Below are 20036 nucleotides of genomic sequence, written 5' to 3'. Positions count from 1 at the left end.
GCCGCCGCCCTAAGACTGCCATTTCCCTTCCTCAATCAAGACGCCCCAAACAAGACGTCTCCCCTACGTGGTCTGCAACCACCCCTGCGCGGTGCTGCGCGCTGTGAAACCGTGATACACCAGTTCGAGCTCTTGAATCACAAGCTCGGCTGTTGCCGCCTTGAACGATATCCCCGACCACTTGCTTGGCAGGGCACGTAGAAATGCAAATTCCATGATGGGCGTATTGTCGACGGCGACCAGTGCCACCGTGACGTTGCGATACGCCGCAACGACCTGACCTGCCATCACCTGCGCATACCACTTCAGGAGCTGCATATCCGTGGTCAGCGCTTCCTTGAGCGAAAGCGTACCGGCCTCGACGCGCCCCGGAAGCTGATGAACGTACAGGTTTTGCCCGCCTTCGTTGACCGGGTCCATCTTGACGGCGAGGTTCGGCAAGCGACACTCCGTGAACGTGAGCGGGTCGATGCCGTCGATCGTGACGACAAACTTATGCGAGGCATGGACTTCGAGCAAATCCGGTAACATCAACGTCTCTCCGTCGTACGCGGCCGCCGGTCATGCTGGTTCACCAGCTCGCGGCGCATTTTTCTCCAGAGGCGCTCCGCGATCTTTTGAACTAGCGCCTGGTACTCTTCCGGCGACAGCTTCTTGCGTGATGACGGCATACTTCAACAACCGTGTCATTACGCTCGCGGTTTACTTGCGGCCCTGCATCCGTGCGACGGTCGCGACCCACGCCTGCCGCTCCTGATGAGTGAGCTTGAGCGCGTCGTCATGGGACCAACCCAGATGCATCGCCAATACCGCTACCTCGTCCCGCAAGCGTTCTACGGGGTAGCGCACTATTCCCCCAGTAGGGGGATCTCCACGTCAAACTCATGGCCACAGCTGGGGCAGACCGCCTCAATCAAATGGCCGTCGACATCGTTGATCTGACGATACAGATCTTGCAGGTACGTGACGTCCGCTGCGAAGAAACGCTCGACCATCGCTGGCGTCACACGGTTGTACGGGCCCAACCTGGTGATGACCTGCGAGAGCAGGATCACCACCAGGTAGGCTTCGTTGTCACGAACGCGTGGATCGCGCAACGGAGTGATTTCGTCCATCGCAGTGGCAAGTCGCATCGCGCCATCGCGGTGCACCTGCCCCGCCTCGTCCTGATAGCCTTTGGGCAGTTGGAACGCGAACTCCGTTTGCAGCATGTATCCTCACATCGCAGCAGGCGCGTTTATGTGACGCGCTTGATGCCCTCATGGACGATCGTGATCTCCTCGACGCCCAGTTCATTAGCGTCGGACTTGATCGACGGGCCAGTGATCTTCGACGGCCAGCCCGCGGTGAAGGTCCAGCTGGCCTTCGGTTCGAGTGCCTGGTTGTACATCGTGATCGTGCCGTTCGTACGGGCACTCGCCACGTCGCCATCCTCGACCTGCTTGCGCCACGTCCACATGTCCATGTTCGACGTGATGCCGCGCTTGAGCGTGATGTCGCCCCACTTCAGGCGACCGGGGATCTTGCGGATGATCGTCGACTTGGCGCCTTCGGCCATAATCTTGTGATCGATGACTTCGCTCTCCGAGCCGAGGCCGCTGACCTCGGTGAAGTAGCCTGTAACGGGCCCCACCTCTAGCGAGAAATGGAATGAACCGAGGGGATCGCTGTTGACTGCATCATCTGCCATGTTACACCTCCAACGTACGGTAGATTAGCGGTTGCACTTAGTCGCCAGACCACTGGCTGATGCGGAAGATCACGAATTCGGCAGGCTTGGTCGGTGAGATGCCAATCTCGGCGACCAACTGGCCAAGATCGCGGGCTTCCTTGGGGTTGGTTTCCGCGTCGCACTTCACGTAGAAGGCCTTGTCCGGGGTCGCGCCGAACAGCGCGCCCGTACGCCAGACCATCGTCAAGAACGCGGTGATGTCGCGTGTGACACGCCCCCACAGCATCGCATCGTTCGGCTCGAACACGACCCACTGGGTGCCGCGCTCGATGCTCTCTTCGATCATGTTGAAGAGGCGGCGAACGTTGATATAGCGCCACGACGCATCGCTGCTGAGTGTGCGCGCGCCCCAGATGCGGATGCCGCGGCCCGGGAACGAACGGATGCAGTTGACGCCGATCGGATTGAGCAGATCCTGCTCGCCCTTGGTCACCTGAACGCCGAGGCCGAGCACCGTACGGATGGTCTCGTTGGCGGGTGCCTTATGGACACCACGAGTGCCGTCGACACGGGCGTATACGCCGGCCATGTGGCCGCTGGGCGGCACAAGGCGGGTGCGGCCTGCGCCGTCGGTCAGGTCGGCGGTCTCGATCCACGGATAGTACAGGGCGGCTCGGGTGGAGTCGTAGTTGACCTCCAGGCGCCATTCCTTGACTTCCTGCGGCATCAAGTTCGGCAGCGGATCGAGGATGGCGAAGCAGTAGCGCACCAGTTCGCAGTAGTCGATCATCGCCTGCTGAACGGCCTGAACGCCCTTCTTGTCGATCTCGCCCGCTTCAAACGCGGTCATCAGATCGGGCGCGCACAGCATCGTCACGTCATCGAAGGCTTCCAGGCCGCCGAAGCCGGTACGCTCGATCGTGCTGCCCTGATAGTCCTTGAGCGTGATCGCCTTCTCTTCGACGGCGCCACCGGCAAGCGAGAACGAACCCGACGCGGGGGCCAACTCGGCCTTGCCGACGACGGTCGCGGTCAGCAGTTGCGACTTAGTCTCGAGCACGGTCTGGACGTTGTTGTCGCCCTTGCCCGTGGTCAAGTCGGGGAACGTTTCTTTGACCGATCCGTTTTCCTTGATGGTCAGCGTGAACGTGGCGGGGCCAGCCTTCTTGTCGTCGCCTTCGGGCTTGGTCGTCTTGATGTCGACCTCGATATTGTTGCCGCTCGGGCCGGACTTCTTGGCCGCCAATTCCAGCAATTTAGCCGGCTTGGCGTCATCGCTGTTGACGGTGGCCTTGGCCGCGGTCGAGCTCTCGGGATCGGCTTCACCCAGCGTCTTGAGGCTGACGATGTACGCGATGCTTCCACCGTTGGCAAAGTATCCGTAGACGGAGTCAGGCAGGTACGCGCCCTTGATGAATCCGCCGAATTTCTGGACGTACTGGCTCCAGTTGGTCACGAGTGTCGGCTTGCCGAGCACGGAGACCTGCTGCCCGTTTCTGATGTCGGTCGCCTTTTCGGTATACCCGATGAAGGCAGCCACTGCGGTGCCGACCGATTCGATCGGCTTCGAGCCGCGGTCGACCTCTTCCATGTATACGCCGGGAGATAAGTAACTTGGCATGGGTTGGGCTCCTTGCTCCCTCTAACGAAGTCGTGCAAAACATGCGGTGAAAGTTATCGCGTCAATTCTCGTCCGATTCACCCTCCTCCGCATTCTTGCGCCGCTTGGGAATTCTGATCTCGCCGCTCGCGGAGTCGAACGCCTTCGTCCTCGCGTCCTCCGTGCGGCCTGTACGGATCGTAGCATCGAGTACCAGCGGCGCTTCTTCTACGAACGCCAGATCCAGCTCGAGCGTGATCACCAGCGTGAACCCGAGGCGCATCTGGTTGTCCAGTACGCTCCACAGGTCCACCAGATTCACCGAGTGGTTGGGATTGGTTTCCGCAACCCACAGCGGGAGATCCAAACGGGAATAGCGCAATGCGCCCTCGGTCTGAGCAACAGGGATAACCGGCAATCTCTTCAAGACCGAAAGCCCGCGCCACAGAAGACGGTGCTCGTCCTCAATTTTGCGTGCCCATGCCGTGACGAGATACGACACATCCATACGACGCGCCGGCCGCGTGATGGTGGCGGTATGCCCATTGCGCGAGACTTCGCGCTCGACCGAGCGCAGCTTGAGGTTTTCGCGGATGTCGAAGGTGTAGAGGTTGAGGGTCGGCCGGCTCAAGCGCGAAGACCACTCGCGGTTCGGCTGATCGAATGCAATCTCGATATCGGTGCCGATCCCACCGCGGCCTCGCAGAAGGTTCTCAAGCGTCTTATCGAGATCGTCCAGCATTAGCGTTCCCCTTTACGCATCGAGCAGCCGGCCCATCTTCTGATTTTCGCGCCGAACGGCATTACGGATGTGCTGCGCCGTAATGACTTGACCGTCGGCAGCCGCCAAGTATGCCGCAGCCAGGGCCGCATTGCGAATACTTCCTCCCGCAAGCCGGTATTCCTCTGCAATTTCGGGAAGCCTCACATCGCCGCCAATCGGCGCGTTGGGCGGAAAGTGCGCGGCCCAGATGCGCTGGCGGTACTCCGGCGTCGGGAACGGGAAATCCACCAGAAAGTCGAGCCGGCGCGTAAACGCGTCGTCGATATTCTGCCGGAAGTTTGTCGCCAGAATGACGACGCCGTCATAGGCTTCGACACGCTGCAGCAGGTACGCGACCTCGATATTGGCATACCGGTCGCGCGCATCCTTGACCTCGCTGCGTTTGCCGAACAAGGCGTCTGCCTCGTCGAAGAACAGGATGGCGTTGCCGCTCTGAGCTTCGTTGAAGATCAAGTTCAGGTTCTTCTCGGTCTCGCCGATGTACTTGCTGACAACGGCGGACAGGTCGATCTTGTACAGGACAAGCCCGAGCTCGTGCGCGACGACCTCGGCGGCGAGCGTCTTGCCGGTACCGCTTTCACCGGCGAACAACGCCGATATGCCGCGCACCGACCGCGATCCGAAACCCCATTGATCGCGTACGACGTAGCCGAACCGCATCCGGTCGCACAGCTCGCGAAGCTGCTCCAGCGGATCGGGCGGAAGGATCAGATCGTCCCAGCCTGTCTTCGGCGTAATGCGTGATGCCAGATGGCCCAACGACAACGTTGCATGGGCCTGCGCACCCGCGTACAGGTCATCGATGTCAGGTACGGCGCCGCGCGACGCGGCAATGTCGGCGGCGGTCTGCGCTGCGCGCCGGATGCGCGCCGCGCCGAAGCGGAACTTGCCGGCCAGTACCGAGACATCCTCACCGTCCGCCTGCGCACCGATCTGCTTGGCGACGTTCATCCACAGCGCTTCACGATACGGAAACGCAGGAAGCTCGAATGCGAGACGCAGCATACGGCGGTTCTGAAGCGGCTCAGGCGGTTCCCAGTCACGCTCGCCGCCGATGAACACCGGCAGCGGATAGGTGCTCAGTCGGTCCCACAGCGCGGCCAACAGCGGCCGGAACTCCATCTCGAGCAGCGCATCCCAATGATCGACAAAGAGCGCCGCGCCGTGCAGCAGCCCTTCCCGTACAATGACACGCGCCAATACGTCTTCAGACAGGTCGCTCTGCGTGGCCAAGCCGGCGTCGATAGACAGCAGAGGCAGTGACACCGACTGGCACAAGGCGAAAGCCGTTTCGACCTGCCCAAGCTCGCGCAGCCCACCGAAGTAAACCATTGGGCACTCATGCAGCGCATCCGCAATCGGGCCGACCTGAAGTTCGGGCGGGGGCGCGGCGTCGTCAACGACGTGCACGATCCGGCGGACGCGCTCGTCTACTAGCACACTGCCCATCACATAGGATACGACGCGCGGTTCGACACGCATCAGGTGCATGAGCGACGCGGCATTGGCGCGGGCTGGGTCGGAATTCAGCTCGATCAGTCCCCAGTACCGCAGCGGATTTTCGGCCATCAGCCGCACCCACACCAAGAAACGCTCGTGCGGGTCGCGCCCCAGCAAGTTCATTGCGAGATTGATAGACGGACGGCGCAGCGAGACATCGTCCTGCAAATAGGCGTAGATGCGCTCATAGCGCCGGTCAAGCTCCGGCGCCAGCGCGATCAGCAGCAAGTATTGATCGACAACGGGCAAATCGAGCGTGCTGCTCAGGCGAGCGATTTCGCTGATTGGATCGTCGAATACGTTCGGGGCAAGTTCATCAAAATGTGCATCGGTGCCGGCCCACAACCCCGACATCCCGGGATGTTCGAGGTAACGGGCGACCTCGTCCGGTGTGACGACGAGACCTCGCAGGGCATCGGTCGGGTCATGTTCCGAAGAGTCGGCGCGTGCCACGGCTGTGCGCAGCAGCGCCTCGATATGCTGAAGCGCCCGATTCAGTGAAGCGAGATTGCCTGTTGACGAAACAGATGACCCTCGGCCATCTCGTGTTTCGGTGGTCGCCAACGAGTGCCCCCGTAACTTACAGTGTCAATGTGTGCGCGTTTGAAATGTGCGGTCGGTACCGCACCCGATGTTCTCAGTTTAGCACAACGTGAATCCGGCGCAACCAACGCAATCTCAATACATCAGGACTGTAACGTGTCTCACCCAATAGTCCTATGGACTCCAACGGTCAGCCGCGCGGAGCGTACAGGGCCTCGCCCGGCAGAAGTTCGCCAGCCTTCAGTTCCGGCTTGGCGAGGCGCAGCCGCATGACTTGCGCAGACTCTTCAAGCACAATCTCAGCCTGCCGCGCGAGGCCATCGGCAAGCTGACCGACCCGCACGTTGTCGGATGCGCGCAGAGTATAGGGACCGATTTCGACACCGAACCGCACGCGCACCTCGACCGGGCCCGGTGCAAAGCGAGGTGTCCCGCCGTCCGCCGGCCGCTCGATCGCCACTTGGAGCTGGGCGACCGCGTGCTGCGTCGCCACGTCATCGAGCGGTGTAAAGAAGCGGACGGTGTGCTGACCACTCAACGGCAGCGGCTCTTGCCCGATGCTGTAATCGTCAAGCAACACGCGCGCGCCACCGGTCGGCACCAAGAACCACTGCCCCGACCGATTGTCGAACATGAAGGCTGCGCACTGATCGGGCAGCAGCGCGACCCGGCTTCCAAGAGCGCCCAGCCGCAGGTCGACATCCGGCACGATCTGCGAAGCCGGATCGGGGACCCCGGCGATCAGTGACGGTTTGCCTTGACTGTGAATCGAGGTCGAGCCGATCGTGATATGTACTTCGCGGCCGCCGGTCATCACCGCTGTAGGAAACGGGCCGGGGCGCGGTTCCTTGACAAGGATGCCAATACGGTCGCCCGGCGTCAGGCCGCAGGCGCCGACGCGATCCGCCATCGCCAGCGGAGTCGCGAGTTCGAGGACGTGCGCGCGTATCACCCGTCCGATTTCGCCGGCGCTCAACGCCGCAGCAACATTCGCCCGCGCTTGCTCTGCGCTGACGATGATGACCGACGGGAACTTGAAAAGCACGGCTACAAATCGGTCTTGATGAAGTCGGCGATGTCCTGCTGCGCACTGCTGTGGAAAATCATCACCACGTCGCCGATCTGGAACTCGGTCACACCGTCCAGCCGATGCAGGTAGAACCCGCGCCGAGCCTTACCGTCGATCCGCGTCAGCGCATTCGCCTTGCGGTTCGAATACCACCAATCGCCCTTGCGCCACAAGATCGCGCCGTGTTGGCGCGACACGTTGGCGTCATCGCTGACGTTGATGTCGTTGGACGAGCCGCGCCCAATCGTCACCGTCTTCTTGGTCAGCGGATGCGCTTGGCGAACGCCGTCGCGCAAAACGGTCAGGGTCATCAACTGCGGGCCGAGGTCGGTGTTGTCCGGGTAGAGGATGACCCGCTGAATCCGCCGCCGCCGAATGGCGCGCAGCAGCAGCAGGTTGACCAGCAGCGCAACCAGCAGGACGATCAACGGAATGCCGATCGTCACTCGCCAGTCGGGCGGGCGCGGCGCGACCGGCGTCGGCACTGGCGTGGGGATCACGGCCGGCTGGAGTTCGAGTGGAAGCGGATTGCTGCCCGCCAGCGCCGGACTGCCTGCCGAAGGACTTGGAACGCGGGCGCTCAGTTCGTAGTTGCCACCGCCTGCCGCTTCCGGGAACAAGCGGCGCAGCTCGGCGGCGAGGTCGGCGATCCGAAGCGATGCTGTCCCGTCGATGAACGGGGCGGTGCCGAGAATCTGGCTTCGATCCGGCTCTCCTACCGGCGCCGCACGGAACTCGACATCCGGCAGCGCGATGTCGGAACTTCCGCTGACGATCAGGGTCGTCGGCCCGGACACACGACCCGCTAGCCCACCGCCTTCAACTTGCATGTCGGAATCAACGGTGAACTGCAAAGGCTGCTGCACGTACAGGCGCAGTGCAGTCGGCGTCCGTGCCAGCGTGTTGTTTGCGCTGTCCCACAGTTCGGCTTCGATGGTGTAAAAGCCGGGCTGCAGGCTGGTGGCATCGAACGTGTATACCGAGGCGTTCGATGTCTGCACGACCTCGTCGTTGACTCGGAAAATGATGCGGGTGCGGTCGCGGCCGAGGTCGGAGCGGGCGTTGACACCGATGTCGATGCGGCCGGTCACCGGCGCGCCGCCGGGATCGGTGATGAAAGCGATCTCGTGCTGCAAGACCTGAATCGGGCATGCGACCTGGTCGGAGACCGGGCTGGCATCGTCGCGCAGCGCGCTGATCTCCAATGTCGCACGGCTGGCGCTGTCCGGGATCAGGTTCTGCGCACTGACCCGCACCACGACTTCGCTGTCGAGCGCACGCACAAACTGGCCCAGGTAGCCGCTGACAGCCAACGCGATCGACGCCCGTGTATTGTTAGTCTCGCCATAAAACCACGTGTAGCCGCCGGTCTCTGCGCTGATCGTCGTTAGTTCTTCGATGTCGGGCCGATCGCGCGACACGAACGCCACGTTGAAGATCTGGGTCTTGTCGCGGCGGGCCTGCGCGATGATCGCCGCGCTGGGCGTCTGTTCGAGGACACGCCGCCCGCTGTCGGTGATGACCAGCACGGCGCGCCGGGTTTCCGGCGCGAACGGGAACGCATCCAGCGCCGAGGCAACGGCGTCAAACAGCCGGTTATCGCCGGGCGTGACGCGCAGGCCAGTCAAGAAGTCCTCGGCGAACTGCTCTTTGTCCGCCGTAAACGGCGTCACCGGTGCGACCGTATCGCCGAACGTAATGAGCGCAACCTCGTCCTCAGGCAGCAGTTCGGCCAGCAGGCTTTCAGACAGGACGGCAGTCAGTTCGACCAACGGGACGGTGTCGGTAATGTCGAGCACGATCACAAGCCGCAGCGGCGGACGTTCGGCCTGCGGTTCCACGATCACGTCATCGCTGCTCAAGGGCGCAGTCTGTCCGCGCTGCTGGACCTGAAGCAGTGTCACATCCTGCACCATCGGCCGGCCTGCCTCCGTTTGAAGGGCGGCCCGCGCCACGACCTGATTCTCGGAGCGTTCGAAGCTGCACGCATACGCAAACACGACAGCGGGCTGTTCGGCCTGCTGCGCAGCGGCCGGGCCAATAAGCAGCAGGGCAAGGATCAGCAGCACCGCTGCGGCACGGACGAATTGCATATAGAAGCCTCTCACCGGTTCAAGATCCAGATCGCAGCCGCGACAATGAGAATAACTACCAAGATGTTGAGACAGCTCGCGCCGGTCGGCCCGACCTCGGTAACGGGGTCGCCCGGCTTACGCAATTTTAGCGACCAGTTCCGGCTGTATCCAGCAAACACGCGATCGCTTCCCTGTGCTTCCCAGATGTCATCGACGTATGCGTCGACCAAGCCCTCGACAACGATGGCCGTTACGTTGTCCTTCGCATCCTTCTGATTTGCGCGCTTGACGAGCAGTTCAGCGGCATAAGCGGTGGTCCCGCGAACGGCTTCGGCAATCTCGTCCAGCCCGAGTGCGTCGGTCAGGCCGTCGCTGCACAACAGCAGCTTGTCACCCGGCACAAACGGGACGGTCAGCATCTGCGGGTTGATCGCGTCGCCTTTGCCGATCGCGCGGGTGAGCACATCGCGCAGGGGTGGTGGATCGAACTGCTCGACTGCTTGCTGTGTGGGCAGTTCGACGGGCCGCCGCTGCATGTGGTCCTGCGTCAACTGGGTCAGGATGCCGCCGCGGCACAGGTACAGTCGGCTGTCTCCAGCGTGCGCGATGTACGCCGTCCAGTCCTTGAGGACGACGGCCGTCAGGGTTGTCCCTGCCGGGTTTGGCGACCGGCGCACCCACGCTCGCACTTCTGCGTTGATATGGTTGAAGGCGGCGGTCAACACGTCCGGCCACGGCAGCGTGTACGGCACGTTCTGATGAAACGCCGTGAGCAGATACTTGCACGCGAAGGCACTGACTTCGTCGCCATCCTGCCCCGCGCCAACCCCGTCGGCAACGGCAAACAGATACGCGCTCGGGTGCTGCGCGACGGCAATTGCGTCTTCGTTGTTTTCGCGCATCGGGCCGGTGCTGGTGGCGTACGACGCATCGACCCGCGTGACCACCGGCGTCCGGTCGAACATCAGCAGCTCGACCTGATACGAGGTGGCACCCGCAGACAGCGTATCGCCAGTGCGCAGCGCATACGGCAGCTTGGGCACGGCGTTGTTGACCTTGGGCACCGGCCCTCCGCGGACGCCGGTCAGTGCAACCGGGCCGCGTGCGCCATTGGTCGAGACCGGACTCAATTCAAGCGTTACGGTGTGTTGATCGAGTGGCAGCGCGACGGTCGAGTTGGGCCGCGCAGCGCCGCTGCCGATGTGGCTGATGTAACGCTCGTCACCGGCGATGAAGTGAATCTGCGAGACCTGAGCGATCTGCGCGACCGGCCGCCGGCGTGCGCGCTCGGCATCGGTGACGAACAGATCCCGCAGGTCGCCGCCGACATCGCGTTTCTCCGGTTTGACGATGCCTAACCGCTGACCGAGCACGCGGAACGGCGACATGAATTGGTTGCCGATTCCCCGCACAAGACCACCCTGCTGCCTGATTACCGGCAGGGGGTTAAGCATGCGCAATCCGTGACCAATGCCGCGGAACAACTGGGTCGGCGCAAGCAGAATCCGCTGAAAGGCGTAGAGTAGATTGCTGAGTGCGTTCACGGCTTCCCCGGGGTTCAGCACACTCGCGCAACTATAACGCTCTAGGACTAAATTCGCATGCGGCGAAAGCGGACGCTAGAATACGGGTCGCGATTGCAAGGAGTCGTTAATGCTTCCGACGCAGTGGGGAATTCCATACGTGCTGTGGGTTGGGGCAGCGGCGCTTGGGGCGATCGCGCTCCTGCAACTGCTCTACTACCTCGCTTTGCTAGTGCCGAAGCGCGGCAGTCAACCGGTGCGGCAGCCCACGTCGCCGGTGATGCCAACCCGGCCGGCCGGTATCGACGCCAAGCAGCAGCCCGCCCCGGTGACCGGCGGGAAGCTCGTGATCGTGAGCGGGCTTGCCAATGTCGACGAGATTCCGCTTCCAAGCAGCAGCTTCATCATGGGGCGCTATTATCACCCCGAGAACAACATCCACGTTGCGCTTGACGAGCGCAGCATTTCGCGCCGCCACGCACAGTTCGACGGGGTCGATTCGCGCCGCGAATACACGCTCACCGATTTGAACAGCAGCTACGGGACCGGCTTGCGGGCTGGTGGTAAGCTGCAGCCGCTCCCGCCCGGCCAACGCTTCCGCATCTACAATGGCGACGAGATTCAGTTCGGGCAGCATATCGTGATCCGGTTCGAGCTGCCCGGCGACAAGCGCCCTGCCCCGACGGAAGAACCGGTTCAGAACACCCGCGTATGAGCAAGCCTACCCGCGCCACGTTCGGCGACTGGATTGCCGTGCGCGAGGTTGGACAAGGGGCTGCGGGGCAGGTTTGGGCGGTGCGGCGGCATGGCACGAACGCCACGCTCAAAGCCTCCTTTGCCGACTCCGATCCAGCGCGCGTCAGCCTTGCTCGCGAGGCGTTTGTGCTCGCCAAACTCAATCATCCGAGTATCCCACGCGTGCTCGAGTGGAATGCCGATGCCGGCATTCTGGTGATGACACCCGAACCATCGGAGACGTACGGCGATCTTCTGCGCGCTGCACGGTTGTGGGATATCCCGCTTGGCAAACGGCTCGCCGACCTGCGCGCCATCGCCGAAACGCTCGACGTTCTGCATGCGCAAGGGGTAATCCACGGAGACCTGAAGCCGGCCCACGTCACCACTGCCGACCCGCCAGTTCTGATCGATTTCGGCGTGGCGCGCTCTGCCGGCGCGCCCAATCCCCCTGAGCCAGACGCGGGCACCGCCGCGTACCTGCCGCCGCCAGAGATCCCGCTGGGGCCGGAGCGCGACAACTACGGCTTCGCCATTACCGCCTACGAGATTTTGTTTGGCGCGCACCCGATCTTGCGGGCCAAGGATCGTCAGATCGACCCGCTCGACTTGCGCAAGCGCGCTGGCGACCGGCTTGTGGCGGGCGATTGGCGACGGCTGTCGCGCGTGCCGACCCGCGAACTTCCGCCCAACCTGCGCGCCGCCGATCTGGTCGGGCTGGACGACCTCTTCACCGCCGCGTTTACCAACTTTGGCGCAGTCGGCACGACGTTGGCCGACTGGATGCTGGCGATCAGCGCATGCATTCCCGAATCGCTGGAGTCCAACGCACCGGACGCACAGCCCGATACATTCGGAGCCACGCACACGGCGCAGGAGGTCGGCGCGCTCTACGACACTAACGTCGGTGCGGGCCGCACACGATCGATTCCCGTGTGGCTGATCGCCGTGCTCATAATCGCGGCTGTGATCGCCATCCTCGTATTGACTCGGCCCGCCTGATCGCACGAGTCAATTTCGACAGGGATGGGGGCGAACGTGGTATGCTCATAGACACCACGGACGAGGATGACCGCCATGAACTCGGGAGAATTGACCGCGCGCATCCAACAAATGCGCGACGCCGCAGAACAACTGGGCAGTGCTGCCGGTCAGGTACAGCGCAGCATCGACGCGATTGAAACCGAGATTCGCGCGCTGGGGCCGGATCGTTTCATGAGCGTCGGCGCCGAGGCGTTCCGCGCCGAGTTTTACCGCCTAACGCCTAAACTGCGCGAGACGTTCGAGCAGCTGGCGGCGTTCCGTGATCGCCTGCATGCTTCGGCCGATGACATCGAGATCGCGTCGCGCGCCAGCCAGCCCGGAGGCCGACTATGAGCGATTGGGTTCGTGTCCCCTACACCGAACTGGTTCACCGTGCCGGTCGCATCCGGCAGGAAGCCGACACCATCCGCGCCGAGATTCGCACGCTGAAGTCGACCGTCGAGAGCTTGCAGTGGATGGGTCGCCGCGCCGAACGGTTCTTCACCGTGTGGAACGAGACGCTGCCGGAAATGGAGCAGTGGGTGCACATTCTGGAAAGCTTCGCCGCCGAGCTTGAGGATCAGGCGCGTCGCATCCAGTTGGCCGACGAGTCGTTCTAGCGTTCCCGCTTCCGAAATGCCGCCAGCCCCTCGCTTGACCCGTGCGCCGCTTCCACCGCTGCCCGACCTCGCGGTTGAAATTCCTGCTCCACCTGCATATCCCGACCCGCCCGACCAGAGCCTGCTGCTGGCTGTGCTTCCGCTGGCCGCGATCGGCACGCTGGCGCTGTTCTATACCGTGCGGGCATTTGGCGGGGGCGGCGGGCTTGAGTCTGCCCTGCCGTTGATCGCGCTGGCCGGGCTGTCGGTGCTGGTCGCTGTATACGCCAGCCGCGTCCGCCGCCGCTCGTACGATCGCCGCCGTGAGGAGCTTCGGATCGGCTACCTGCGCAGCCTCAATTACAAGCGCGCGCGCTTGCAGGCAGCCCATGATGCACAGCGCGCGATCTCGCAAGCCGCCTTTCCACCGGCGTACGTGCTGGTTGATGCCGCGTCAGATCGGGCCGGGAGGCTGGTGCTTAGGCGGCCGGGTGACACCGACTTTGCAGCCTTCCGCGTCGGCACCGCATCGCTGCCGTCGCCTGTCCGGATTTCCGCCCCCGACCCCGACCGCGCCCATCCCCTGCTGACTCACGCGCTTGCGCTGGCCGAACAGTACCGGATGCTGCCGAACGCGCCTGCCGCTGTGCGCCTGTTGGACGGCAGCGCGGGCATTGCCGGCCCGCGGGCGCAAGCGATGACCGTCGTGCGATCCGCCGTCATTCAGCTCGCCTTGCTGCATGCGCCTTCGGAGCTTCGCATCCACCTCATCGCGCCGAACGCCACCGCCGAGGACTGGCGATGGATGGAGTGGCTGCCGCATGCCAGCACCACGCAGCAAGGCGGCACCGCCGATCTGCTGGCGTTTGGCCCCGACAATGCCCGGTCGCTGAGCGCAGTACTGATGCAGTCGCTGAACGAACGGCGAGAGGCGGTGACGCGCACGCCGCACCTGCTGCTGGTAATCGACATGGACGACTCCAACCGCGTCGATGCACTGCGCAGCATCCTGCTGGATGGCCCGGCGCTCGGCGCGTCCGCATTGGTAATCGCGCCACCCGGGCAGGGGCTTCCGGGCGACTGCGCCACACAGATCACGGTCACTGCCGACGGGCGCTTCCGCGCCGCGTACCTCGTTAACGGACGAGAGATTTCCGGCTTGGTAGAAGGCATCAGCGGTGCAGATGCCGGGCGGGCCGCCCGCGCGATGGCGGCGGTTCCGGTCAACGCGCCGGACGAGGGCCGCCTGCCGCGCATCGTCGATTTCCTAGAACTGTACGGCGCGTCGCTGCCCGCTGACCTTCAGCCGCTGATCGGCGTTCGGTGGCGCGCGCCGGTGCGCGGAGGAGTCCTGCCCCGCCCCGTGCGCATCGGTCGCGAAGGCGGCACCAGCGTCGTGGACCTCGACGTGGCGGAAGGCCAGCACGGCCCGCACGGCATGGTCGCCGGCACGACCGGGTCGGGCAAGTCCGAGCTGTTGCAGACGTTGATCTGCGGGCTGGTGATCGAACACGACCCGCGCCTCGTCACGCTGCTGCTGATCGACTTCAAAGGCGGAAGTACGTTCGGCCACTTCGCGCGGCTTCCGCACACGGTCGGGCTGGTGACCAACCTCGACGGCGCGATGGTCGAGCGTGTGCTTGAAGCCCTCAAGGCCGAAATCGTGAACCGGCAGGCGGTCATGCGCGAACTGGGCGTGCGTGATATCACGCAGTACCACCGCACGTATACGACCACCGCGGCCCAGATGGCGTCGCCGTCGTATCGCATGCTGCCGCACGTGTTCGTCATCGTGGACGAGTTCGCGCAGCTTGCTCGCGACTTTCCCGACTTTCTCGCCGAATTGGTGCGCGTCGCGCAGCTTGGCCGCAGCCTCGGGCTGCACTTGATCCTCGGCACGCAGTCGCCGGCAGAGGTCGTCACCGAAGAGATGGCGGCGAACCTACAGTTTCGCGTGTGCTTCCGGGTGCAGAGTATCGAGGCAAGCCGCGCGGTGATCCGCCGGCCTGACGCGGCGTATCTCCCCGCCGACTGGCCGGGCCGGGCTTATCTGCAGGTGGGCGAGCGCGGCGTGTTCCGGCAGTTCCAGACGGCGTTCAGCGGCGCCGATGCGCCGGTGGAGCGCACCGACGCGGAAGACATGACGCTGGAAATGATCACGGAAGGCGGCAGCGTTATCGACCTGCTGGACGACACACAGCCCATGGACGAGCCGGAGAGCGAGGCGTTTCATACCGTGGCGCACGGCGTCGTCGAGGCCGTGCTCGACTATGCGCAAATCAACGAAATCCCGTTCATGGCGCCACTGCTGCTGCCGCCGTTGGGCGACCGCATCCCCCTTCGCACGGCCTACACCCTGTCCGGTATCGCAACGTGGAACGGGCGGACGTGGCCGGACGGCAATTTGGCTGGCGCACCGATCGGCTTGACGGACGACGTGACCGCGCGAAGCCAGCAGGCGCGGATCATCCACCCGAGTGACCGCCTGCTCGTCACCGGCGCACCCGCCAGCGGCAAGACCACCGCACTGTGGACGGCGGCGCTGAGCTTGGCGCTCAGCCACGGGCCGGATCGCCTGCACGTCTATGTTTTGAGCATGTCCGGCGCGCTGGACGTGCTGGACTCGCTGCCCCACGTATCGACCGTGCGCGGCGACGAGCCCGAGCGGGTACAGCGCCTGTTCCGCCGGCTGCAAACGGCGACGGCTGCGCTGGGTTCGGGGCGAGACCACCCCGCGACCCTGCTCATGATCGACGGCTTCGAAGCCTTCCGCGACCGGTATTACGATGTGCACTTCGCAGATCTCGAACGTCTGCTCAGCGGCGGGCGCTCGACGAGGTTCGGCTGTGTGATGACGGCGACCAGCATCGGCGCGCTGCCGGAACGACTGCGGGCGTTGTTCCCCGACCGGCTGGCGCTGCGCCCGGCGCACCCGACCGACTGGGTGCAAGCGGTCGGACCCGAAGCGCCGCGCCTCTCGGCTGCACTGCCGCCCGGACGAGGGGTCATATCCGGCGTTACGCCGTTGGTCATTCAAGTGTGCCTGCCAAGCGAGTTCCCGGTCGAGAATCCGGCGTTCGCACTGCGCGAGACCGCGGCCGATATGAGCCGCGCCGCGACGGCGCTTCCGCCCGATCGCCGCGGACCGCCGCCGGTACGCACTCTGCCTGTACGGCTGCCGCTGACGTTGAGCGAACCGCTCGATCGGCTCGTCACGCTGTTGGGCGTGGCGGATGACGACGCGCAGTCTCCGTTCGTGCTCGACTGGGCGGCCGACGGGCCGAATTTCGTGGCGGCCGGCCCGGGGCGCAGCGGCAAGACCAACCTGCTGCTGGCGGCCACGCTGCAAGCCGCGTCTGTCCGCCCGCCCGACGCTCTCGATATCGTCGTGGTTGATTTCAGCGGGCGCAGTCTGCGTGCGTTGAGTGCCTTGCCGCACGTCTGGTACGCGTCCGATCCGACCGCGCTCGAAGAAGCGGTCACCATGTTGAACGCCGACGTCCGGCCCGCGGCGGTGGTCATCGACGACTACGACCTCGCCGCCGACGTCCTGAATTCGGAGGGTGGCGCGCTGCTGCGCACCCTGCGCGACACGATCCGGCTGCGCAAGGACACCTATGTGTGGGTCGGCGGGTATCTCGACCGCGCCGGCGATCCGTTGATTCGCCATCTGCTGATGCGGCGCAGCGGCTTTGCGTTCGGAGGGCGCGAGGGTCTGGCGGTACTCGGCGCGCGCCCGCCGGGCGATGCGGGCGATCTCACGCTTCCCGGACGCGCCGTGTTCGTCCAGCAGAACCGATTGACGGTTGTTCAAATCGCGTGGGTCGAGGATGCCGATTCGCTCGCCGGTCACATCGCAGCGCGGTGGGGCACTGCCGTTGAGCGCACAGCATCGCAGAACGGTGTGCCATCCAGTCCGGCGCCCTCGCCGCAATCGCTCGAAATCGACACTGCCGGATTGATCGACGACCTGCTGCGGGGGACGCCTAATGGCTGACATGCACCCCACGCTGGTTCGCGCCAACATCGCGCTGTTCACCGGCGACTACGCGGAAGTGCGCCGCCTGCTGCAAGATTACCGGGCCGAAGGCGGTGGCGCGGCCGAATATGCGTCGATGGCGCTGTGGCTAGACGCCCACGCCCAAGCCGATCAGGAGGAACGCCTGCGCCGGCTTGAGAGTCTGGTCGTTAGCGTGCCGGTGGAAGATCCGTACGCTGCACTCGCCCAGACCGTGCTCGACCTCGAACGCGACGAACTGCCGCCGCCCCGGCCCATCGTGCGCCGCTGGCAGGTCGTCGCGGCGGTCGTCATCCTGTTTGGTGTGCTGATCCTCGTCTACGTCAACAATCTGCGCAGCACCAATGTTATTGTCGCGGACGTCCCGACCGAGGCCGCACCCGCACCCACTCCGACCCTGCTGCCCGATCTCAGCCGTCCGCTGACGTCCGACCTGTACACCGTGCGCTACGAGGGCGGCATCCTTCAGGTGACCGCGGTCGAGGACGATTCGCAGCGCATCCTCGACTCGTCCGGGCGCGTGTTGACGCCGGTGCCGGGCGCGCGCTTCGTCGCCGTGGAGTTGGCGTTCGAGTGCCGCCTTGCGATCTGCCAGTCGCCGCCGGAGGCCGAACTCGCGCTAGGGTTGGGCGATCAAAGCGTAATCCCCCCGCGCGCAGATGTCCGCGTCCAAAACGAATCGGTGCTTTCGGCGGTCGCGCTGGGGGTCACGACTCGGGGCTGGTTAGTGTTCGAGGCACCCGCGATCGTGCCGATCGACGGTTTGCTCGTCACTGCACCGAACGGCGCTGGCGGCACACAAACGCTCCGTGTTCCGCTCGACTAGGCGTGGTATGCTGTGCGCATGAACGATCTCGTGTCCGCCCGTCTTCAAGACCTGCGCACCGCCGCGAGCGACATGTCCCGCAGCGCCGATTCGCTGCGCCTCGCCGCAGAGCGCGTTCATACCGAAGTCGATGGCTTGGTCGCACAGGTCGACCCGTCGGGTTCGAGCGCATTTGCGATGCTGGCGCACAGCGGCAGGCTCGACGCGCTGATCGAGTCGGTTGCCGGACTGGCGTCGCAGCTTGCCCGTGCGGCCGACGATATCGAATCGGCTGGACGCTGGCATGGTCCGCCGCTCGGTATCTTGTGGGATCGGCTGGGCGGCAGCGCACGCATCAGCATGCGACCGCCAGAGGCGACGGCCGCGCCGCCGGCCTATACACTGGGTAACTACGTCTCGCGTGCCAACCGCCCGCTATATGATCAACTGCTGGCCGATCAAGCCGAGCTCGCCGACCGCCGCGCACAGGTCGCCGAGGCCGAAGCCGCCCGCACGGCCGCGCTGGAAGAACGCGGGGCGCTGCTGAACCGACTCGTCGCCTACGGGACGCCGGAAGCGGCCGCCCTCAACGATCCGCGCGTGCGCGGACTCGATGCGACGGTGGAGGCAGCGACCCGCGATGCGGAGGAAGCCTCGGGTCAGGCGACCGTGCTAGAGCATCGGATCGAGGGCACGACGCAGCGCCTGCTGGCCGTCACGCCGCCCGACGCCGCCGACCCAGCCGTAATCCGATCGCTGGAAGGGGGCCAGAGCGAGTCGTATGTGCTGGCCAACACCCGCGACTGCGTCAACTATGTCGCAAGCCGGGTGCCAATCCCCGGCGAACTGGCGGCGAACGCGCATTTGTGGGATGAGCGCGCAGCAGAACTTAGCCGGTTCGGAATCCGAACGTCGGATACGCCGCTTGCCGGCTCGATCCTCGTCTTGGAGACCGATCACCCGTATGCCGACGACCGCTACGGGCACGTGGCGCTGGTGGAATACGTCGACAGCGCGGGCGGCGTATGGATCACCGACAACAACCACGCCCAGCCTGTGCGCCTCGATACGCTCACCAGCGAGACGACCGGCGACCGCGTCAAGTACCTGTATCTGCCGTGGTACACCAAGGCGTGACCTAAGGATTGCGGCGGTGCATTTGTGCTTGTGTTATAGTGTTTTTGGGGCAAATCGGATCGCACGTGTAACGCGTGTCGAGAGTGTGTTATGGCGACAAACAACGTAAATGCGATGGTCAAAGATGCCGTCCGCGCGCTGAAGTCCAACAATCGGGACGAAGCGCGCGAGCTGCTGCAGCGCGCAACCGATCTAGATCCGTACAACGAACAGGCGTGGCTTTGGCTCAGCGGCGTGGTCGAAACTGAAGACGACCAGCGTACGTGCCTGCAAAACGTGCTGTTCATCAACCCCGGCAACGAGAACGCGCGCCAAGGCCTCGAAATGCTCGATGCCAAGCTCGCCGCCCGCCCCAAGACCGAACCAAAGCCATCCAACCCGAACGCGTTTGCCGGTTTCGACTTGCCCAGCGGAGATGATTGGCTGGCGGAATTGGACGAAATGCGCCAGTCGGCGATTTCTACCCCGTCGACCAACCCGTTTAACGTGTCGCTCGACGAGTTCGACGACGTGATGGGCGACGCCTTCGCCGACCCGTTCGGGGACTCGTATATCGACCCGGCGAACGCGCCGTTTAGCGCTTCCGCGCCCGATCTGCCGATGGTTGCGCCGGTCGCGACGCAGACCGCGCGGCCCTCCAGCCCACTTGAAGAAGACCTCGAAAACCTGTTCGGCGGTGTCGAGATGCCTCAGTCGCCCGAGGAGGGCAAGAAGCCGAAGGCGAAGCCCGCCAAGCCGCCCAAACCGGACCCGATGGCTAACGTGCCCGACGATGCCGATGCCGGCACGCTGTTCAACGCGATCCCGCGCAGGATTCGCACCGGTTCGCTGCCGGGCGCGCCGCGCAAGGCTCCCGTGCTGGTGCGCCTGATCTTCGCTGGTTTGGTACTTGCCAACGTCATCGCCGCTGCGCTGATTTTCGTGAAAGTCACGGCATAGACAAACGGCGCGCG

18 protein-coding genes are annotated in these 20036 nt (G+C 64.3%); 8 read left to right on the top strand and 10 right to left on the bottom strand.

The window, feature by feature from the left end; genetic code table 11:
- Positions 1-63: 63 nt before the first annotated feature.
- From IPM16_01615 to IPM16_01570, 10 genes are all read right to left on the bottom strand, one after another.
- On the bottom strand, positions 64-531 hold the full coding sequence (locus tag IPM16_01615) for a phage tail protein (GenBank protein MBK9121808.1): 468 nt from the start codon (positions 529-531) through the stop codon (positions 64-66).
- A gap of 171 nt (positions 532-702) precedes the next feature.
- Positions 703-849, bottom strand: coding sequence for a hypothetical protein (locus IPM16_01610; protein ID MBK9121807.1), 147 nt, complete (start codon positions 847-849; stop codon positions 703-705).
- A complete protein-coding gene (locus IPM16_01605) occupies positions 849-1211 on the bottom strand; it encodes a phage tail assembly protein (protein ID MBK9121806.1) in 363 nt (120 codons plus the stop codon). Before IPM16_01605 ends, IPM16_01610 begins: the two co-directional genes overlap by 1 nt.
- Positions 1212-1237: 26 nt before the next feature.
- Positions 1238-1690, bottom strand: coding sequence for a phage tail protein (locus IPM16_01600; protein ID MBK9121805.1), 453 nt, complete (start codon positions 1688-1690; stop codon positions 1238-1240).
- A 37-nt stretch (positions 1691-1727) separates the two neighbouring features.
- Positions 1728-3293, bottom strand: coding sequence for a phage tail sheath family protein (locus IPM16_01595; protein MBK9121804.1), 1566 nt, complete (start codon positions 3291-3293; stop codon positions 1728-1730).
- A gap of 61 nt (positions 3294-3354) precedes the next feature.
- Positions 3355-4014 carry a DUF4255 domain-containing protein gene (locus IPM16_01590; protein MBK9121803.1) on the bottom strand — a complete coding sequence of 220 codons (660 nt, stop codon included), beginning with the start codon at positions 4012-4014 and terminating at the stop codon, positions 3355-3357.
- A gap of 12 nt (positions 4015-4026) precedes the next feature.
- Positions 4027-6120 carry an ATP-binding protein gene (locus IPM16_01585; GenBank protein MBK9121802.1) on the bottom strand — a complete coding sequence of 698 codons (2094 nt, stop codon included), beginning with the start codon at positions 6118-6120 and terminating at the stop codon, positions 4027-4029.
- 169 nt (positions 6121-6289) lie between these two features.
- On the bottom strand, positions 6290-7144 hold the full coding sequence (locus tag IPM16_01580) for a hypothetical protein (protein MBK9121801.1): 855 nt from the start codon (positions 7142-7144) through the stop codon (positions 6290-6292).
- Between the two features lie 2 nt (positions 7145-7146).
- Positions 7147-9261, bottom strand: a complete 2115-nt coding sequence (locus IPM16_01575; protein ID MBK9121800.1) for a VWA domain-containing protein — start codon at positions 9259-9261, stop codon at positions 7147-7149.
- An 11-nt stretch (positions 9262-9272) separates the two neighbouring features.
- Positions 9273-10787: a serine/threonine-protein phosphatase gene (locus tag IPM16_01570; protein ID MBK9121799.1), complete on the bottom strand. Its 1515-nt coding sequence runs from the start codon at positions 10785-10787 to the stop codon at positions 9273-9275.
- Between the two features lie 109 nt (positions 10788-10896).
- Here IPM16_01570 and IPM16_01565 point away from each other — a divergent pair, with 109 nt between their 5' ends.
- The 8 genes from IPM16_01565 (at position 10897) to IPM16_01530 (ending at position 20022) form a co-directional block, all read left to right on the top strand.
- The gene (locus IPM16_01565) at positions 10897-11481 is read left to right on the top strand and encodes an FHA domain-containing protein (protein MBK9121798.1); all 585 of its coding nucleotides are present in this window, start codon (positions 10897-10899) and stop codon (positions 11479-11481) included.
- Complete coding sequence (locus tag IPM16_01560) at positions 11478-12503, top strand: protein kinase (protein MBK9121797.1); 1026 nt, start codon at positions 11478-11480, stop codon at positions 12501-12503. The genes IPM16_01565 and IPM16_01560 overlap by 4 nt, the downstream gene beginning before the upstream one ends.
- Before the next feature lie 75 nt (positions 12504-12578).
- Positions 12579-12878: a WXG100 family type VII secretion target gene (locus IPM16_01555; GenBank protein ID MBK9121796.1), complete on the top strand. Its 300-nt coding sequence runs from the start codon at positions 12579-12581 to the stop codon at positions 12876-12878.
- Complete coding sequence (locus IPM16_01550; GenBank protein ID MBK9121795.1) at positions 12875-13144, top strand: WXG100 family type VII secretion target; 270 nt, start codon at positions 12875-12877, stop codon at positions 13142-13144. The genes IPM16_01555 and IPM16_01550 overlap by 4 nt, the downstream gene beginning before the upstream one ends.
- 16 nt (positions 13145-13160) lie before the next feature.
- Entirely contained in the window at positions 13161-17120 is a 3960-nt protein-coding gene (locus tag IPM16_01545) for a hypothetical protein (protein ID MBK9121794.1), read from the top strand.
- Positions 17113-17967 (top strand): hypothetical protein, encoded by an 855-nt coding sequence (locus IPM16_01540; GenBank protein MBK9121793.1) that lies wholly within the window; start codon positions 17113-17115, stop codon positions 17965-17967. Before IPM16_01545 ends, IPM16_01540 begins: the two co-directional genes overlap by 8 nt.
- Before the next feature lie 18 nt (positions 17968-17985).
- Positions 17986-19083, top strand: coding sequence for a CHAP domain-containing protein (locus IPM16_01535; protein ID MBK9121792.1), 1098 nt, complete (start codon positions 17986-17988; stop codon positions 19081-19083).
- A 90-nt stretch (positions 19084-19173) separates the two neighbouring features.
- Positions 19174-20022, top strand: a complete 849-nt coding sequence (locus IPM16_01530) for a hypothetical protein (protein ID MBK9121791.1) — start codon at positions 19174-19176, stop codon at positions 20020-20022.
- Positions 20023-20036 lie beyond the last annotated feature (14 nt).

It is taken from the genome of Candidatus Flexicrinis affinis (assembly GCA_016716525.1).
Taxonomy (GTDB): Bacteria; Chloroflexota; Anaerolineae; order Aggregatilineales; family Phototrophicaceae; genus Flexicrinis; species Flexicrinis affinis.
Note: the sequence above shows the minus strand (reverse complement) of the source record. Positions and strands in the feature narration are given on the sequence as shown.

Excerpts from the sequence above, each read along its gene's own strand:
- IPM16_01615 (MBK9121808.1), bottom strand. The coding sequence starts at position 531 with ATGTTACCGGATTTGCTCGAAGTCCATGCCTCGCATAAGTTTGTCGTC.
- IPM16_01605 (MBK9121806.1), bottom strand. The coding sequence starts at position 1,211 with ATGCTGCAAACGGAGTTCGCGTTCCAACTGCCCAAAGGCTATCAGGAC.
- IPM16_01600 (MBK9121805.1), bottom strand. The coding sequence starts at position 1,690 with ATGGCAGATGATGCAGTCAACAGCGATCCCCTCGGTTCATTCCATTTC.
- IPM16_01595 (MBK9121804.1), bottom strand. The coding sequence starts at position 3,293 with ATGCCAAGTTACTTATCTCCCGGCGTATACATGGAAGAGGTCGACCGC.
- IPM16_01590 (MBK9121803.1), bottom strand. The coding sequence starts at position 4,014 with ATGCTGGACGATCTCGATAAGACGCTTGAGAACCTTCTGCGAGGCCGC.
- IPM16_01575 (MBK9121800.1), bottom strand. The coding sequence starts at position 9,261 with ATGCAATTCGTCCGTGCCGCAGCGGTGCTGCTGATCCTTGCCCTGCTG.
- IPM16_01565 (MBK9121798.1), top strand. The coding sequence starts at position 10,897 with ATGCTTCCGACGCAGTGGGGAATTCCATACGTGCTGTGGGTTGGGGCA.
- IPM16_01560 (MBK9121797.1), top strand. The coding sequence starts at position 11,478 with ATGAGCAAGCCTACCCGCGCCACGTTCGGCGACTGGATTGCCGTGCGC.
- IPM16_01555 (MBK9121796.1), top strand. The coding sequence starts at position 12,579 with ATGAACTCGGGAGAATTGACCGCGCGCATCCAACAAATGCGCGACGCC.
- IPM16_01550 (MBK9121795.1), top strand. The coding sequence starts at position 12,875 with ATGAGCGATTGGGTTCGTGTCCCCTACACCGAACTGGTTCACCGTGCC.
- IPM16_01545 (MBK9121794.1), top strand. The coding sequence starts at position 13,161 with ATGCCGCCAGCCCCTCGCTTGACCCGTGCGCCGCTTCCACCGCTGCCC.
- IPM16_01540 (MBK9121793.1), top strand. The coding sequence starts at position 17,113 with ATGGCTGACATGCACCCCACGCTGGTTCGCGCCAACATCGCGCTGTTC.
- IPM16_01535 (MBK9121792.1), top strand. The coding sequence starts at position 17,986 with ATGAACGATCTCGTGTCCGCCCGTCTTCAAGACCTGCGCACCGCCGCG.
- IPM16_01530 (MBK9121791.1), top strand. The coding sequence starts at position 19,174 with ATGGCGACAAACAACGTAAATGCGATGGTCAAAGATGCCGTCCGCGCG.